General features: G+C 61.5%; 24 protein-coding genes. All 24 read left to right on the forward strand.

Translation table 11 applies throughout. The features are described from left to right. The first annotated feature begins 88 nt into the window (after positions 1-88). The 24 genes from ACTNFJ_RS02185 (at position 89) to ACTNFJ_RS02300 (ending at position 14,786) form a co-directional block, all read left to right on the forward strand. Complete coding sequence (locus tag ACTNFJ_RS02185; RefSeq protein ID WP_435907324.1) at positions 89-1,888, forward strand: polysaccharide biosynthesis protein; 1,800 nt, start codon at positions 89-91, stop codon at positions 1,886-1,888. Further along, positions 1,885-2,913, forward strand: a complete 1,029-nt coding sequence (locus ACTNFJ_RS02190) for an MraY family glycosyltransferase (protein ID WP_435907325.1) — start codon at positions 1,885-1,887, stop codon at positions 2,911-2,913. Before ACTNFJ_RS02185 ends, ACTNFJ_RS02190 begins: the two co-directional genes overlap by 4 nt. Positions 2,914-3,268: 355 nt before the next feature. Further along, a complete protein-coding gene (rpsJ, locus tag ACTNFJ_RS02195; RefSeq protein WP_433646799.1) occupies positions 3,269-3,577 on the forward strand; it encodes a 30S ribosomal protein S10 in 309 nt (102 codons plus the stop codon). Between the two features lie 11 nt (positions 3,578-3,588). Then, complete coding sequence (gene rplC / locus ACTNFJ_RS02200; protein ID WP_435907326.1) at positions 3,589-4,245, forward strand: 50S ribosomal protein L3; 657 nt, start codon at positions 3,589-3,591, stop codon at positions 4,243-4,245. Positions 4,246-4,248: 3 nt separating this feature from the next. Beyond that, positions 4,249-4,914, forward strand: coding sequence for a 50S ribosomal protein L4 (rplD, locus tag ACTNFJ_RS02205; protein ID WP_435907327.1), 666 nt, complete (start codon positions 4,249-4,251; stop codon positions 4,912-4,914). Continuing rightward, positions 4,911-5,210 (forward strand): 50S ribosomal protein L23, encoded by a 300-nt coding sequence (gene rplW, locus ACTNFJ_RS02210; RefSeq protein WP_435907328.1) that lies wholly within the window; start codon positions 4,911-4,913, stop codon positions 5,208-5,210. The genes rplD and rplW overlap by 4 nt, the downstream gene beginning before the upstream one ends. A gap of 23 nt (positions 5,211-5,233) precedes the next feature. Next, positions 5,234-6,070, forward strand: a complete 837-nt coding sequence (gene rplB / locus ACTNFJ_RS02215; RefSeq protein WP_435907329.1) for a 50S ribosomal protein L2 — start codon at positions 5,234-5,236, stop codon at positions 6,068-6,070. Between the two features lie 24 nt (positions 6,071-6,094). After that, positions 6,095-6,376: a 30S ribosomal protein S19 gene (gene rpsS, locus ACTNFJ_RS02220; RefSeq protein ID WP_435907330.1), complete on the forward strand. Its 282-nt coding sequence runs from the start codon at positions 6,095-6,097 to the stop codon at positions 6,374-6,376. A gap of 26 nt (positions 6,377-6,402) precedes the next feature. Continuing rightward, complete coding sequence (rplV, locus tag ACTNFJ_RS02225) at positions 6,403-6,786, forward strand: 50S ribosomal protein L22 (RefSeq protein ID WP_435907331.1); 384 nt, start codon at positions 6,403-6,405, stop codon at positions 6,784-6,786. Then, the gene (gene rpsC / locus ACTNFJ_RS02230) at positions 6,786-7,544 is read left to right on the forward strand and encodes a 30S ribosomal protein S3 (RefSeq protein ID WP_435907332.1); all 759 of its coding nucleotides are present in this window, start codon (positions 6,786-6,788) and stop codon (positions 7,542-7,544) included. The genes rplV and rpsC overlap by 1 nt, the downstream gene beginning before the upstream one ends. A 2-nt stretch (positions 7,545-7,546) precedes the next feature. Next, entirely contained in the window at positions 7,547-7,966 is a 420-nt protein-coding gene (gene rplP, locus ACTNFJ_RS02235; RefSeq protein WP_433646807.1) for a 50S ribosomal protein L16, read from the forward strand. Then, positions 7,966-8,280 (forward strand): 50S ribosomal protein L29, encoded by a 315-nt coding sequence (gene rpmC, locus ACTNFJ_RS02240; RefSeq protein WP_433646808.1) that lies wholly within the window; start codon positions 7,966-7,968, stop codon positions 8,278-8,280. Before rplP ends, rpmC begins: the two co-directional genes overlap by 1 nt. Continuing rightward, a complete protein-coding gene (rpsQ, locus tag ACTNFJ_RS02245) occupies positions 8,280-8,552 on the forward strand; it encodes a 30S ribosomal protein S17 (protein ID WP_435907333.1) in 273 nt (90 codons plus the stop codon). Before rpmC ends, rpsQ begins: the two co-directional genes overlap by 1 nt. Positions 8,553-8,582: 30 nt before the next feature. Next, positions 8,583-8,951 carry a 50S ribosomal protein L14 gene (gene rplN, locus ACTNFJ_RS02250; RefSeq protein WP_433646810.1) on the forward strand — a complete coding sequence of 123 codons (369 nt, stop codon included), beginning with the start codon at positions 8,583-8,585 and terminating at the stop codon, positions 8,949-8,951. Between the two features lie 4 nt (positions 8,952-8,955). Next, positions 8,956-9,318: a 50S ribosomal protein L24 gene (gene rplX / locus ACTNFJ_RS02255; RefSeq protein ID WP_433646811.1), complete on the forward strand. Its 363-nt coding sequence runs from the start codon at positions 8,956-8,958 to the stop codon at positions 9,316-9,318. Then, the gene (gene rplE, locus ACTNFJ_RS02260; protein ID WP_435907334.1) at positions 9,318-9,911 is read left to right on the forward strand and encodes a 50S ribosomal protein L5; all 594 of its coding nucleotides are present in this window, start codon (positions 9,318-9,320) and stop codon (positions 9,909-9,911) included. Before rplX ends, rplE begins: the two co-directional genes overlap by 1 nt. 110 nt (positions 9,912-10,021) lie before the next feature. Beyond that, positions 10,022-10,420, forward strand: coding sequence for a 30S ribosomal protein S8 (gene rpsH / locus ACTNFJ_RS02265; protein ID WP_435907335.1), 399 nt, complete (start codon positions 10,022-10,024; stop codon positions 10,418-10,420). 6 nt (positions 10,421-10,426) lie between these two features. After that, positions 10,427-10,963: a 50S ribosomal protein L6 gene (rplF, locus tag ACTNFJ_RS02270; RefSeq protein WP_435907336.1), complete on the forward strand. Its 537-nt coding sequence runs from the start codon at positions 10,427-10,429 to the stop codon at positions 10,961-10,963. A gap of 3 nt (positions 10,964-10,966) precedes the next feature. After that, positions 10,967-11,341 (forward strand): 50S ribosomal protein L18, encoded by a 375-nt coding sequence (gene rplR / locus ACTNFJ_RS02275; RefSeq protein ID WP_435907337.1) that lies wholly within the window; start codon positions 10,967-10,969, stop codon positions 11,339-11,341. After that, the gene (gene rpsE / locus ACTNFJ_RS02280; RefSeq protein ID WP_435907338.1) at positions 11,338-12,060 is read left to right on the forward strand and encodes a 30S ribosomal protein S5; all 723 of its coding nucleotides are present in this window, start codon (positions 11,338-11,340) and stop codon (positions 12,058-12,060) included. Before rplR ends, rpsE begins: the two co-directional genes overlap by 4 nt. Continuing rightward, the gene (gene rpmD / locus ACTNFJ_RS02285) at positions 12,060-12,248 is read left to right on the forward strand and encodes a 50S ribosomal protein L30 (protein WP_433646817.1); all 189 of its coding nucleotides are present in this window, start codon (positions 12,060-12,062) and stop codon (positions 12,246-12,248) included. Before rpsE ends, rpmD begins: the two co-directional genes overlap by 1 nt. Then, positions 12,245-12,709: a 50S ribosomal protein L15 gene (gene rplO / locus ACTNFJ_RS02290; protein WP_435907339.1), complete on the forward strand. Its 465-nt coding sequence runs from the start codon at positions 12,245-12,247 to the stop codon at positions 12,707-12,709. Before rpmD ends, rplO begins: the two co-directional genes overlap by 4 nt. A gap of 161 nt (positions 12,710-12,870) precedes the next feature. After that, complete coding sequence (gene secY, locus ACTNFJ_RS02295) at positions 12,871-14,193, forward strand: preprotein translocase subunit SecY (protein ID WP_435907340.1); 1,323 nt, start codon at positions 12,871-12,873, stop codon at positions 14,191-14,193. Then, a complete protein-coding gene (locus ACTNFJ_RS02300) occupies positions 14,193-14,786 on the forward strand; it encodes an adenylate kinase (protein ID WP_435907341.1) in 594 nt (197 codons plus the stop codon). The genes secY and ACTNFJ_RS02300 overlap by 1 nt, the downstream gene beginning before the upstream one ends. The last annotated feature ends 38 nt before the right edge of the window (positions 14,787-14,824 follow it).

Raw genomic sequence — 14,824 nt, forward strand, 5'->3', positions numbered from 1 at the left:
GCTCACCTGCGGCATCCGAGCGGCCTACGCCGGTATCCTTCTGTTGACTGACACTTCGGTGAGTCACCCCATATCTTCTGGAGAATTCGTGCCTCAAGGACCCAGTGCTCGCATTTCGCACTTCGCCCGACTCTACGGGTTGCTTTTCGTGTGCGACGCTGCGGCGTGGGCGATCGGAATCCTTGCGGCCTTGGTGCTGCGATTTGATTTCAATATCGCTCGGATCCACTGGGGGTGGACGTTCGCTCTCATTGGGGTGACGATCTTGCTCCAACTCATGTGGGGCTGGTTGTCCTGGCTGTATCGCAACAGATTTGAGATTGGCAGCTTCGACGAGGTTCGCGCTCTGGTGTTAGACGTCGTCGGGGTGATGGCACTGGCGTGGGGCTTCGCCTACCTCGTTGGCTACGGCAACGGGATCCCGCGAAGCACCATGATCATCGCCGCGCCGATCGCGTTTTCGCTCATGGGTGTCGCGCGCTACCTCATTCGGCTCTCCACTGAGCAGCGGTTGAAGCCGGGCGCCGAAGCCGAACGGGTGTTACTCTACGGTGCCGGATATCTGGGGCATCAGACGGCAAAGCGGCTCCTCACAGATCCCGTTGCGTCTTCACTGCCGGTAGGTTTCCTGGACGAGGATCCGCTGAAGCGAAATCTCGAGGTACGTGGAGTCCGTGTGCTTGGGGGCCTGCGTGACCTCAAACGCGCGGCAGCCGAGACTCGGGCAACGGCCATTATCGTATGTATCGGCGACGCTGACGCCCCGCTCATGCGCCAGGTGGATGAGGCCGCCGATAGGAGCGGCTTGAAGGTCATGGTGCTGCCGCCGCTCGAGCAGCTTCTCAACAACAAATCGGCAATCGCTGAGGTACGAGAGCTGTCGATCGAGGATCTTATCGGGCGACACCCCGTGCGACTCGAGACCGAATCGATCGCCCAGTATCTGCAGGACCGAACGGTGCTGGTCACCGGAGCGGGCGGGTCGATCGGCTCTGAACTGTGCCGCCAATTGGCGAGGTTCGCTCCGAAAGAGCTGATCCTGCTCGACCGAGACGAAACGTCGCTCCAGATGACGCAACTCGCGATCAGTGGTCACGGCCTTCTTGATACTCGGGACGTGGTGCTCGCAGATATTCGAGATGCTGACATGCTCATGCGCATATTTGAAGAACGGCAGCCTGAGGTAGTGTTCCACGCCGCGGCGCTGAAGCACCTTCCCATGCTCGAGCAGTACCCCGACGAGGCGTGGAAAACGAACGTGATGGGGACGCTGAATGTGCTCCGAGCCGCGCAATCTGTCGGCGTGACCACCTTCGTCAATATCTCCACGGACAAGGCAGCGAATCCGACTAGTGTGCTGGGTCACTCCAAGCGGGTCGCGGAGAAGCTCACCGCTTGGATGGCGGAATCGACCGGTCAGCGGTATTTGTCCGTGCGCTTTGGCAACGTGATCGGGAGCCGAGGCTCGATGCTTCCCACGTTCCGCGCTCTCATCGAATCGGGCGGACCCTTGACGGTCACGCACCCCGACGTCACCCGCTTCTTCATGACGATTCCCGAAGCCTGTCAGCTGGTGATCCAGGCCGGTGGCATCGGTCGTCCCGGTGAGGTGTTGATCCTTGACATGGGGGAGCCCGTTCGCATTCTGGACGTGGCTACGCGCATGATCGCACAGTCGGGCAAACGCGTCGAAATCGTCTACACGGGATTGCGTCACGGGGAGAAGCTACACGAGGAGCTCACAGGAAAGGGAGAGGGGAACGAGCGACCCTTCCACCCGAAGATCTCGCACGCCAACGTCAGCGCGATGAGCCCCGAAGTGCTCGATCACGATGGTTGGATCGCGCGATTGAACTTGACCGACGAAGCGGGGGAGCGGGTTCAGTGATTGCTCTGATCTCGGGGCTTATTACGCTCGGGCTCAGCCTCGTGCTGCCCTTTGTCATCAAGCCGCTGCTCATTCGTTTCGGGGTTATGGATGTGCCCTCCGAACGTTCGTCTCACGAACGACCGATACTGCGCGGGCTCGGACTCGCGGTGCTCATCTCCATGTTCATTGGTGGCCTATATGCGTTGCTGAGCTCCCTGGGCTTCATTGGGTCTGCGGAACACCAGTGGGGCTCGCTGGTCGTCATCGTTGCGGCCTCCCTCGCCTCGGGACTGCTCGGGCTTGGCGAAGACCTCAAGGGTGTCAGCGTGGCGGCACGCAGCGTACTCCTGCTCACCATCGCGACAGCCGCCGCAGGAGCGCTCGTCTGGGGCTCAGGTGGCTGGACCGCCGAGCTGTCCGTGCCCCTGCAGCTACTGCTGGCGCTCTATGCGATTCTTTTCGTATCGAGCTACATCAACGTGGCAAATTTCATGGATGGGTTGAATGGCATCAGCGGGTTTCACGGTCTCGTCGCTGGAGCAACATTCTTTGCTGCAGGGCTGCTCTCCGAGCTTTGGTGGTTGCAGGCAGCGGGTCTGATTCTTGCGGCGGGCTACCTTGGTTTTCTCCCGTGGAACCTCACGAAGCCAGGCGCGTTCCTCGGTGACGTCGGGAGCTACCTGCTGGGCGGTGCGGTGGCAGTCACCAGCTTTGCGGCGCTCGTCGCGGGGGTGCCCATTCTCGCCAGCATTGGCCCCATGATCATCTACTTCGGTGACGTTGGTGTGACGCTCGTCAAGCGCGTGCGCGCGGGACACAAGTGGGATGAGCCACACAAGGAACACGTCTACCAGCGCATTCAGCAGATGGGCTATAGCCATGTGCAAGCGTCGGGTCTCGTCGCCGCATTCACTGCGCTTGCTTCCGGACTCGGGCTCGCTTCTTTCTGTGTTTCTCCGATTTGGTGGATCGGCCTCCTCGTAGTTGGTCTCGGTGTTCTTGCCGTCTACCTCAGGCTCCCGAGGATTCTCCCCACCAGGTGATCGCGACAGCGATGCCAACGGCATCGCGACACGCCCGGGTTGCAATGCACCCATTTCCGTGCCAGAATGTACAGGTTCAGTACTTTCCGCGATGCGGGAATCACTGCCATGCTGTGCGTAGTCGTGGGGCGCAATGCGATCCACTATCTGACTAGGCCGCTGGTAGCGAACGCCACGCTCACCAGTGTCGTGAAACCGGGCAACTGCCGGGTTTCTTGTGCTGTGTGAACGTTTGACAGGTGAACAGCGAATGCGCATTCCCCGTGGATGCCAGGGCACTGATAGCAAGACGTCCAATGCTGGGCGCGCTCGAGAGAGCGCGAACGGTAAGACGCACACAGAAAGAGAGAGTCACATGGCGGGACAGAAGATCCGCATCCGACTGAAGTCGTATGACCACGAAGTCATCGACAACTCGGCACGCAAGATTGTCGATACGGTTACCCGTGCTGGTGCCACCGTAATCGGCCCAGTGCCCCTTCCCACGGAGAAGAATGTGATCGCTGTGATCCGTTCGCCTCACAAGTACAAGGACAGCCGGGAGCACTTTGAGAAGCGCACCCACAAGCGTCTGATCGACATCATCGATCCGACCCCCAAGGCCGTTGACTCACTTATGCGTCTCGACCTGCCTGCCGATGTCAACATCGAGATCAAGCTGTAGGGGGCCAGAAGATGTCAAACGGAAATCGTAACGTCAAGGGCCTGCTCGGCATGAAGCTCGGCATGACCCAGGTGTGGGATGAGAACGGCAAGGTCGTTCCTGTTACCGTCATTGAGGTATCCCCGAACGTAGTTACTCAGATTCGCACCCCCGATGTCGACGGCTACAGTGCCGTGCAGATCGCCGCGGGTCAGATCGACCCCCGCAAGGTGAACCAGCCGAGCGCCGGTCACTTCGCCAAGGCTGGCGTCACCCCCCGCCGCCACCTCACCGAGGTGCGCACGGCAGATGCCGCAGAGTACGCGCTCGGCCAGGAGCTCACTCTCGACGCTACCTTCGAAGCCGGTCAGAAGATCGACGTCGTTGGTACCTCGAAGGGTAAGGGCTTCGCTGGTGTCATGAAGCGTCACAACTTCAAGGGTGTGAGTGCCTCGCACGGTGCTCACCGTAACCACCGCAAGCCTGGTTCGATCGGTGGCGCTGCTACCCCGGGTCGCGTGTTCAAGGGCCACCGTATGGCTGGCCGCATGGGCAGCGATCGCGTGACCGTGCAGAACCTCACCGTCCAGGCAATCGACGCCGAGAAGGGCCTGCTGCTCGTTAAGGGCGCGGTTCCTGGTGGTCGTGGCCGTCTCGTATTCGTCCGCAACGCTGTAAAGGGGGCGTAGTACATGGCTACCGCAACCACGCTCGAGGTCATCGACGTACAGGGCAAGAAGGCTGGGTCGGTTGACCTGCCCGAGACTCTGTTCGCCGTGGAGACCAATGTCCCGCTTATCCACCAGGTCGTCACCGCTCAGCTTGCTGCTGCGCGTCAGGGCACCCACAAGACCAAGAATCGCGGCGAAGTCAGCGGTTCAGGTGTGAAGCCGTTCAAGCAGAAGGGCACCGGCCGAGCTCGTCAGGGTTCGGTTCGTGCTCCTGAGCACCGCGGTGGCGGAATCGTGCACGGCCCCGTGCCGCGCGATTACTCGCAGCGCACCCCGAAGAAGATGATTGCCGCCGCGCTTCGCGGACTGCTGTCGGATCGCGCTCGCGGCGGACGTCTGCACGTCATCGACACGTTCGGGATCGACGACAAGCCCAGCACGAAGGCAGCGCGCGACGTGCTCGCCGCCGTTGCTCCGGGTCGCCGCGTTCTCGTGGTACTCAATCGCGATGACGAGCTCAGCACGCTGAGCCTGCGGAACATTCCGCACGTGCACATCTTGCCGTGGGATCAGCTCAACGCCTATGACGTGGTCGTCAGTGATGATCTCGTCTTCACCAAGGGCGCTTTCGAAGCCTTCGTGGCCGATCGCACCGCAAACGACACCGCGAAGGGGGCCAAGAAGTGAGCCTGAACAAGTCGCAGCACGACGTCATCATTCGCCCGATCGTCTCTGAGAAGAGCTACGGCATGATCGACGCGAACGGTCAGTACACCTTCGAGGTTCAGCCCACTGCAAACAAGACCGAGATCAAGCTCGCTATCGAGCAGGTCTTCAACGTGAAGGTCGACAAGATCAACACGCTGAACCGCAAGGGCAAGACCCGTCGCACCAAGTTCGGCGCTGGCAAGCGCAAGGACACCAAGCGTGCCATCGTCACCCTGAAGTCGGGCACCATCGACATCTTCACGGCTGCGCTGTAGCTCGGAAGCGAAGAGGAATAATCATGGCAATTCGTAAGTACAAGCCGACGACTCCGGGTCGTCGCGGATCAAGCGTCGCTGACTTCGCTGAGATCACGCGTTCGACCCCCGAGAAGTCCCTCCTGCGCCCGCTGTCAAAGACCGGTGGACGCAACAACCAGGGCCGTATCACGACTCGTCACATCGGTGGGGGCCACAAGCGCCAGTACCGCGTGATCGACTTCCGTCGTCACGACAAGGACGGCGTGAACGCCAAGGTTGCTCACATTGAGTACGATCCCAACCGCACCGCGCGTATCGCACTCCTGCACTACATCGACGGCACAAAGCGTTACATCATCGCGCCGAACAAGTTGAAGCAGGGCGATATCGTCGAGGCCGGCGCAGGGGCCGACATCAAGCCGGGTAACAATCTTCCGCTGAAGAACATCCCGACCGGTACCGTGATCCACGCGATCGAACTGAAGCCAGGCGGCGGCGCAAAGCTCGCTCGCTCGGCCGGTTCCTCCGTGCGACTCGTTGCCAAGGATGGCCCCTACGCCCAGCTGCGTCTCCCTTCGGGCGAGATCCGCAACGTTGACGTGCGCTGCCGCGCAACCGTCGGCGAGGTCGGCAACGCCGAGCAGTCGAACATCAACTGGGGTAAGGCTGGCCGCATGCGCTGGAAGGGCGTTCGCCCGACCGTGCGTGGTGTTGTCATGAACCCGGTGGATCACCCGCACGGTGGTGGCGAAGGCCGCACCTCGGGTGGCCGTCACCCGGTTAGCCCGTGGGGCCAGAAGGAAGGCCGCACGCGCAAGGCCAATAAGGAAAGCGACAAGCTCATCGTTCGTCGCCGCAACGCTGGCAAGAAGCGTTAGTCGGCAGGTAGGAAAGAGTAGAAGATGCCTCGTAGTCTCAAGAAGGGCCCCTTCGTCGATAACCACCTGCTGAACAAGGTGGTTACTCAGAACGAAGCCGGTACCAAACACGTAATCAAGACCTGGTCGCGCCGGTCGATGATCATCCCAGCCATGCTGGGACACACCATCGCGGTGCACGACGGTCGCAAGCACATCCCGGTGTTCGTCACCGAAACCATGGTTGGTCACAAGTTGGGCGAATTCGCCCCGACTCGCACCTTCCGCGGTCACGTGAAGGACGACAAGAAGGGCCGTCGCCGCTAGCGCGGTGACGTGAAGGAGGAAGAGAAATGGTGGAGTCGATCGCACGTGTGCGTCAAATCCGCGTTACCCCCCAAAAGGCCCGTCGTGTCGTTGACCTGATCCGTGGCAAGAACGCTCAGGAGGCCCTGGCCATCCTGAAGTTCGCCCCGCAGGCAGCATCGGAGCCCGTGTTCAAGCTGGTGGCAGCCGCCATCGCCAACGCACGAGTGAAGGCCGACAACGAGAACTTGCGCCTGAACGAGGACGAACTCGTCGTCGCTCGCGCGTTCGTTGACGAGGGTGCAACGCTTAAGCGTTTCCGCCCCCGTGCTCAGGGCCGTGCATTCCGCATCAACAAGCGCACGAGTCACATCACCGTCATCTTGCAGACGGCCGATGAACTCGCCGCCGCGAAGAAGGGAGCCAAATAATGGGCCAGAAGATTCATCCCTACGGCTTCCGCCTCGGGATCACCACTGATCACGTGTCGCGGTGGTTCTCGGATTCGACGAAGCCGGGACAGCGTTACGCCGATTACCTCGCTGAGGATATTCACATCCGTCAGCACCTGACCAAGACACTTGACCGCGCTGGCGTCAGCCGCGTCGAGATCGAGCGCACTCGTGATCGGGTACGCGTTGATATCCACTCGGCCCGTCCCGGCATCGTAATCGGTCGTCGAGGTGCTGAGGCCGAGCGTATTCGCGCTGATCTCGAGAAGCTCACCGGCAAGCAGATCCAGCTCAACATCCTCGAGGTCAAGAACCCCGAGGCTGACGCTCAGCTGGTCGCTCAGGGTGTTGCCGAGCAGCTCGCCGCCCGTGTGGCGTTCCGCCGCGCGATGCGTAAGGGTCTCCAGGGCGCGCAGCGCGCTGGTGCCAAGGGCGTGCGTATTCAGGTCTCCGGCCGCCTCGGCGGCGCCGAGATGAGCCGTTCGGAGTTCTACCGCGAAGGCCGTGTGCCCCTGCACACCCTGCGTGCGAACATCGACTACGGCTTCTACGAGGCGAAGACCACCTTCGGCCGCATTGGCGTGAAGGTCTGGATCTACAAGGGTGACCTCACCAACAAGGAACTCGCTCGTGAGCAGGCGGCCCAGAAGCCGTCACGCGACCGCGGCGACCGCCGCCGTGCCCCCCGCGGGGCTCAGGCCGAGGCTGCGCCCGCCGCAGCAGGAGCGGAGAAGTAAGCATGCTGATTCCTCGTCGAGTCAAGTACCGCAAGCAGCATCACCCCGGCCGTAGCGGTCAGTCCAAGGGTGGAAACCAGGTCACCTTTGGTGAGTTCGGTATCCAGGCACTGACCCCCGCGTATGTCACGAACCGTCAGATCGAGTCCGCTCGTATCGCGATGACTCGTCACATCAAGCGCGGCGGTAAGGTGTGGATCAACATCTACCCCGATCGCCCCCTCACCAAGAAGCCCGCGGAAACCCGCATGGGTTCCGGTAAGGGTTCGCCCGAGTGGTGGGTGGCCAACGTTAAGCCGGGTCGCGTCCTCTTTGAGGTCGCAGGTGTCGATGAGCAGCTTGCACGTGAGGCGCTCACCCGAGCCATTCACAAGCTGCCCCTCAAGGCCCGCATTATCAAGCGTGAGGAGGGCGACGCGTAATGTCCATTGGAAGCAAAGAGTTGGCAATTACCGAGCTCGATACTTTTGAAGACGAGCGACTGGCTGAAGAGCTGAAGAAGGCGAAGGCCGAGCTTTTCAACCTGCGTTTTCAGTCGGCCACCGGCCAGCTGGAGAGTCACGGACGCGTACGTCAGGTGAAGCGCGACATTGCTCGCATCTACACCGTATTGCGCGAGCGTGAGTTGGGTATTCGCCCGACCCCCGCAGCTGCTCCCGAGCCCGTAAAGGCAAAGAAGAGCACGAAGAAGACCGAGCAGGCGGACGCCGCCGCTGAGACGAAGGAGGCCGAGTAATGGCTGAGGTCGAGATGGAACAGCGCGGCTACCGCAAGGCTCGTCGCGGATACGTTGTCAGCGACAAGATGGATAAGACCATCGTCGTTGAGGTTGAAGATCGCGTGAAGCACCCGCTTTACGGCAAGGTCCTGCGTCGCTCGTCGAAGGTGAAGGCCCACGACGAGCAGAACACCGCCGGCATCGGCGATCTCGTGCTCATACACGAGACTCGCCCGCTGAGCGCCACCAAGCGCTGGCGCCTGGTCGAGATCCTCGAAAAGGCGAAGTAAGCCCCCGGCTTACGGAAGAAGGAGTAACAAGTGATTCAGCAGGAATCGCGACTCAAGGTAGCGGATAACACCGGCGCCAAGGAGTTGCTCACGATTCGTGTGCTCGGGGGTTCGAGGCGCCGCTACGCGGGTCTCGGTGACACCATCGTCGCGACCGTAAAGGACGCGATCCCCGGGGGCAACGTGAAGAAGGGCGAGGTCGTCAAGGCGGTCATCGTTCGTACCCGCAAGTCCACCCGTCGTGCTGATGGCTCGTACATCAGCTTTGACGAGAACGCGGCCGTCCTCTTGAAGGCGGACGGGGAGCCTCGCGGCACCCGTATCTTCGGGCCGGTTGGCCGCGAGCTTCGCGACAAGAAGTTCATGAAGATCGTTTCGCTGGCACCGGAGGTGATCTAGCACTATGGGTAGCAAGATCAAGAAGGGTGACCTCGTAGAGGTCATCTCAGGACCCACGCAAGAGCGCGGTGGCTACAAGGGCAAGCAGGGCCGCGTTATCGCCGTGCTGACCGAGAGTGATCGTGTCGTCGTCGAGGGTGTCAACTACGTCACCAAGCACGTGCGGCAGGGCCAGTCGTCCCGCGGCACGAAGGAGGGCGGCATCGAGACTCATGAGGCTCCGATCCACGTCTCCAACGTCGCTGTAGTCGACCCCGAGACCAAGAAGCCGACCCGCGTTGGTTTCCGCGTCGAAGAGGTGGAACGCAACGGGAAGAAGAAGACCGTGCGCGTTCGCTACGCCAAGAAGTCTGGGAAGGACCTCTAATGACTGAGACTGCTGCGGCCGCTGGCACTGCGTCAGCGGCGAAAGCCCTGCCGAGCCTGAAGCAGAAGTACCGTGCGGAGATCGTGCCGGCACTTCGCGAGGAGTTCGGTTTTGCCAACGTGCATCAGGTTCCCGGCCTCGTGAAGGTCGTTGTGAACACCGGTGTCGGCGAGGCCGCCCGCGACAGCAAGGTGATCGAGGGCGCAATTGCTGACCTGGTGAAGATCACCGGCCAGAAGCCCATGGTCACCAAAGCCCGCAAGTCCATCGCTCAGTTCAAACTGCGCGAAGGCCAGGCGATCGGTGCGCACGTCACTCTTCGTGGCGACCGTGCATGGGAATTCCTCGACCGTCTCATCTCGCTCGCACTGCCCCGCATCCGCGATTTCCGCGGTTTGTCGGCCAAGCAGTTCGACGGGAACGGGAACTACACGTTCGGTATTACCGAGCAGAGCGTGTTCCACGAGATCGATCAGGATAAGATCGACCGGGTGCGTGGCTTCGACATCACTGTCGTGACCACCGCTAAGACCGACGATGAGGGTCGTGCGCTGCTGAAGGCGCTCGGATTCCCATTCAAGGAAGACAACTAAATAGACCAAGTGGGGAGGCGCCCCCGTCGCGGGGCGCCTGATCCACGTATCACCTAGGTCTGCAGTCGCGTAACGGCTGGAGAAACCAGGCGAAAAAGAAAGAGTCACTTATGACGATGACCGATCCGGTCGCAGATATGCTGACCCGGTTGCGCAACGCAAATTCCGCGCACCATGATGACGTTTCGCTCCCAGGCTCAAAGCTGAAGGAGCGGATCGCAGAGATCCTCAAGCGTGAGGGCTACATCGCTGACTGGAAGGTGGAGGACGCTCGCGTCGGAACCACCATCACCATGTCGCTGAAGTACGGCCCCAACCGCGAGCGTTCAATCGTAGGCATTAAGCGGGTTTCGAAGCCCGGCCTCCGCGTGTACGCAGGCACCACCGAGATCCCGAGCGTACTCGGCGGCCTAGGTATTGCGATCCTTTCCACCTCCTCGGGGCTCTTGACTGACCGTGAGGCCGAGCAGAAGGGCGTGGGCGGAGAAGTTCTCGCCTACGTGTGGTAACCCGTCATGTCACGTATCGGTAAGCTTCCCATCGCCGTTCCCGGCGGTGTCACTGTCTCGATCGATGGCCAGCAGGTCACGGTCAAGGGTTCAAAGGGCGAGCTGGCGCTCGTCGTCTCCGAGCCCATTCGCGTAGCACTCGAAGACGGCCAGGTGCTCGTCACCCGTCCCAACGACGAGCGCGACTCCCGAGCGCTGCACGGATTGACCCGTACGCTCATCAACAACAACATCATCGGCGTGACCGAGGGCTACGCAAAGCAGCTCGAGGTTGTCGGCACCGGCTACCGCGTGCAGCAGAAGGGCACCGGCCTCGAGCTGGCGCTCGGCTTCTCGCATCCTGTGCTCGTTGACGCTCCTCAGGGCATCACGCTCGAGGTCGAGGGCAACACAAAGATCACCGTTCGCGGTATCGATAAGCAGGCTGTCGGCGAAGCCGCAGCCAACATTCGCAAGCTGAAGAAGCCTGAGCCCTACAAGGGTAAGGGTATTCGTTACGCCGGCGAGGTTGTCCGTCGCAAGGCTGGAAAGGCTGGTAAGTAACCCATGGCCGCTTCAATTACTCGGGCTAAGGGTCGTTCGGCAGCGCGTATTCGCCGCCACGTCCGCCTCCGCAAGAAGATCGTCGGCACCGAGGCGCGTCCGCGTCTCGTGGTCAACCGCTCTTCGCGCCACGTATTCGTTCAGGTCATCGACGATTCCAAGGGCTTCACCCTGGCATCGGCGTCGACTATGGAAGCCGATCTTCGCTCCTTTGAGGGCGACAAGACGGCCAAGGCCCGCCGCGTTGGCGAGCTGGTAGCCGAGCGCGCCAAGAGCGCCGGAATCGACGCTGTGGTCTTCGACCGCGGCGGTAGCAAGTACGCCGGCCGCGTAGCCGCGATTGCCGACGGCGCACGCGAAGGGGGGCTGACCCTGTGAGCGAAGTAACGAAGGAGCAGGTAGTGAACGCAGAGGCCCAGGCCGAGACCCCGGCCGCTGAGGCACAGGGCGCCGCGGCTCCGGCTCAGGATCACCGCAGCGAGCCCCGCGAGGCTCGTCGAGGAAGCCGCGACCGCGGTACCCGAAACGAGCGTGGTGGCCGCGACCGTAACGAGAGCCAGTTCCTCGAGCGCGTCGTCACCATCAACCGCGTGTCAAAGGTTGTCAAGGGCGGCCGTCGTTTCAGCTTCACCGCGCTCGTCGTGGTCGGAGATGGCAACGGCACCGTTGGTGTGGGCTACGGCAAGGCGAAGGAAGTTCCCCTCGCTATCGCTAAGGGCGTCGAGGAAGCAAAGAAGAACTTCTTCCGCGTTCCGCGCGTCGGCAGCACCATCCCGCACCCCGTGCAGGGTGAGGCCGCGGCAGGCGTTGTTCTGCTTCGTCCCGCCGCCGCGGGTACCGGCGTTATCGCTGGTGGCCCCGTGCGCGCCGTACTCGAGTGCGCAGGCATCCACGATGTGCTCAGCAAGTCGTTGGGTTCCTCGAACACCCTGAACATCGTGCACGCGACCGTTGTCGCGCTGCAGCAGCTCGAGGAGCCCCGCTCCGTCGCAGCTCGCCGCGGCCTCGACTTCGACCGTGTCGCCCCGGCTCGCCACGTGCGTGCTGAGGCCAAGGCCGCGGCAGACGCTGCTGCTCAGGTGAAGGCGGGTGCGTAATGGCTAAGGCACTGAAGATTACGCAGACCAAGTCCGTTATCAGTGAGAAGCAGAACCAGCGCGACACGCTTCGCAGCTTGGGTCTCAAGCGGATCGGCGATTCCGTCGTTCGCGAAGACACTCGTGCGAACCGCGGGTACGTCCGCGCAGTTGCTCACCTGGTTCAGGTTGAGGAGATCGACGCATGAGTGAGAAGAACGAGGAAGGCCGTTCGCAGGTCCTGAAGGCTCACCACCTTCGTCCTGCTCCTGGCTCCAAGAAGGCTAAGACCCGTGTGGGTCGCGGCGAGGGCTCGAAGGGCAAGACCGCAGGTCGAGGCACTAAGGGTCAGAAGGCGCGCTACCAGGTCAAGGCCGGGTTCGAGGGTGGGCAGATGCCACTGCACATGCGCACCCCGAAGCTGCGCGGGTTCAAGAACCCGTTCCGCACCGAATACCAGGTGGTCAACGTTGCCAAGCTGGCCGAGCTCTACCCCGAGGGCGGCATCGTCACTGTTGCTGACCTCGTGGAAAAGGGCGCGGTTCGCCGCAACCAGCCCGTCAAGGTGCTGGGCAATGGCGACCTTCAGGTGAAGCTCACCGTGCAGGTAGACAAGGTTTCTGGCTCAGCTGAGCAGAAGATCGTTGCTGCCGGCGGCGAGATTAAGTAGTCAAACCCGAGAATTTCCGGGTGGGGAGGCCGGGTGAATCCGCAATTTGCGGGTTTCACCCGGCCTCTCGCGTTTATCGCGTACATGCTCTGCGTGTAGGCTGATGTCTTGGTCTTTGTCCCTGGGGCGAGACCACTCACAAACTCTTCAGGAGGCAGGCTTTGTTCAGCGCCATCGGACGGATTTTCAGAACGCCCGATCTGCGGCGGAAGATCCTCTTCACGCTCGGGATCGTCGCACTCTTCCGGCTCGGCTCGTTCGTACCAGCGCCGTTTGTCAACTTCGACAACGTCCAGGCGTGCCTCGTCGCCAATCAGGGCACCTCCGGCCTGTACGAGATGATCAACATGTTCAGCGGGGGCGCGCTCCTTCAGCTGTCGATCTTCGCCTTGGGAATCATGCCGTACATCACGGCCTCGATCATCACGCAGCTGCTGCGAGTTGTCATTCCGCACTTCGAGACTCTCCACAAGGAGGGTCAGGCCGGTCAGGCCAAACTGACGCAGTACACGCGGTACCTCACGATCGCTCTCGCCGTGCTCCAGGCCACCACCCTGATTACCGTTGCGCGCTCAGGCATGCTGTTTGGTTCCAACGCCGCCAGTGCGGCTTGTCAGAACCTGGTGTCTCAGGAATGGTGGGCGATCATCATTATGATCCTGACCCTCACGGCGGGCACCGGCCTCATTATGTGGTTCGGCGAGCTCATCACTGAGCGCGGTATCGGCAACGGTATGTCCCTCCTGATCTTCACCTCGATCGCGGCTCTTTTCCCCAACGCGTTGTGGACGATCCAGACCACCCAGGGTTGGGAAGTCTTCCTCTTCGTATTGGCAGTCGGCATGGTGGTGATCGCTGCAGTCGTGTACGTCGAGCAGTCTCAACGCCGGGTGCCGGTGCAGTACGCCAAGCGTGTCGTCGGTCGGCGCACGTACGGCGGGAGCAGCACCTACATCCCGATCAAGGTCAACATGGCCGGTGTGATTCCGGTCATCTTCGCCTCGGCAATTCTCTACCTTCCCATGCTCATCGCGCAGTTTAATCAGCCCGGTATTGGTGAAGAGCCCAAGGCGTGGGTCGTGTGGATCACGAACAACCTCATGCAGGGCGATCAACCGCTCTACATGCTTGTCTTCTTCTTGCTGGTTATCGGGTTCACTTTCTTCTACGTGCAGATCACCTTCAACCCTGAAGAGGTCGCAGACAACATGAAGAAGTACGGTGGCTTCATCCCGGGCATCCGGGCGGGGCGGCCAACGGCTGAATACCTCAACTATGTCCTGACCCGGATCACGAGCGCCGGCTCGCTCTACCTGGGTCTCATCGCTTTGATCCCGCTTATCGCGCTTTCCTTCTTCGGCGCAAACCAGAACTTCCCATTCGGCGGAGCCTCGATCCTGATTATCGTGGGCGTCGGCCTTGAGACGGTGAAGCAAATCGACGCGCAGCTGCAGCAGCGCCACTACGAAGGGCTCCTCAAGTAATGACTGAAACCCCCCAAGCACGCTTCCTGATTATCGGCGCTCCCGGCGCAGGCAAAGGCACCCAGGCTGCTCGTATTGCCGATCGGTACCAGGTTCCAGCCATCTCTACCGGTGACATCTTCCGCGCCAATATCAAGGCAGGCACGCAGCTCGGCAAGAAGGTGCAGTCGATCATCGAGAAGGGTCAGCTGGTTCCCGACGAGCTCACCAACGAGATCGTTGCGGATCGTCTTCAGCGTGATGACGTGGCAAACGGGTTCCTCCTTGACGGGTACCCCCGCACCGTCGATCAGGTGCACGCACTCGACGCGGTGCTCGAGGGCGAGGCCCGTCGTCTCGACGCTGTGATCCTCCTCGAGGCAGATACCGATGCCGTCGTTGCGCGGCTCCTGAAGCGCTCAGAGCTTGAGGGGCGAGTCGATGACACCGAAGAGGTCATTCGCCACCGTCAAGAGGTCTACGCTGCGCAGACCGCTCCGCTCATTGAACTTTTCCACTCCCGCGGAATACTGGTCACGGTCGACGGGCTGGGCGAGATCGATGAGGTGGCGGATCGCATCGCCGCCGCGCTCGACGCGAAGCTGGGCGAATAGTCGTGAGTCGGGGTTTGCTGCGCCGGTCGATCTACAAG

The sequence above is a fragment of the Leucobacter shiyiweii genome (assembly GCF_052446065.1).
Classification (GTDB): Bacteria; Actinomycetota; Actinomycetes; order Actinomycetales; family Microbacteriaceae; genus Leucobacter.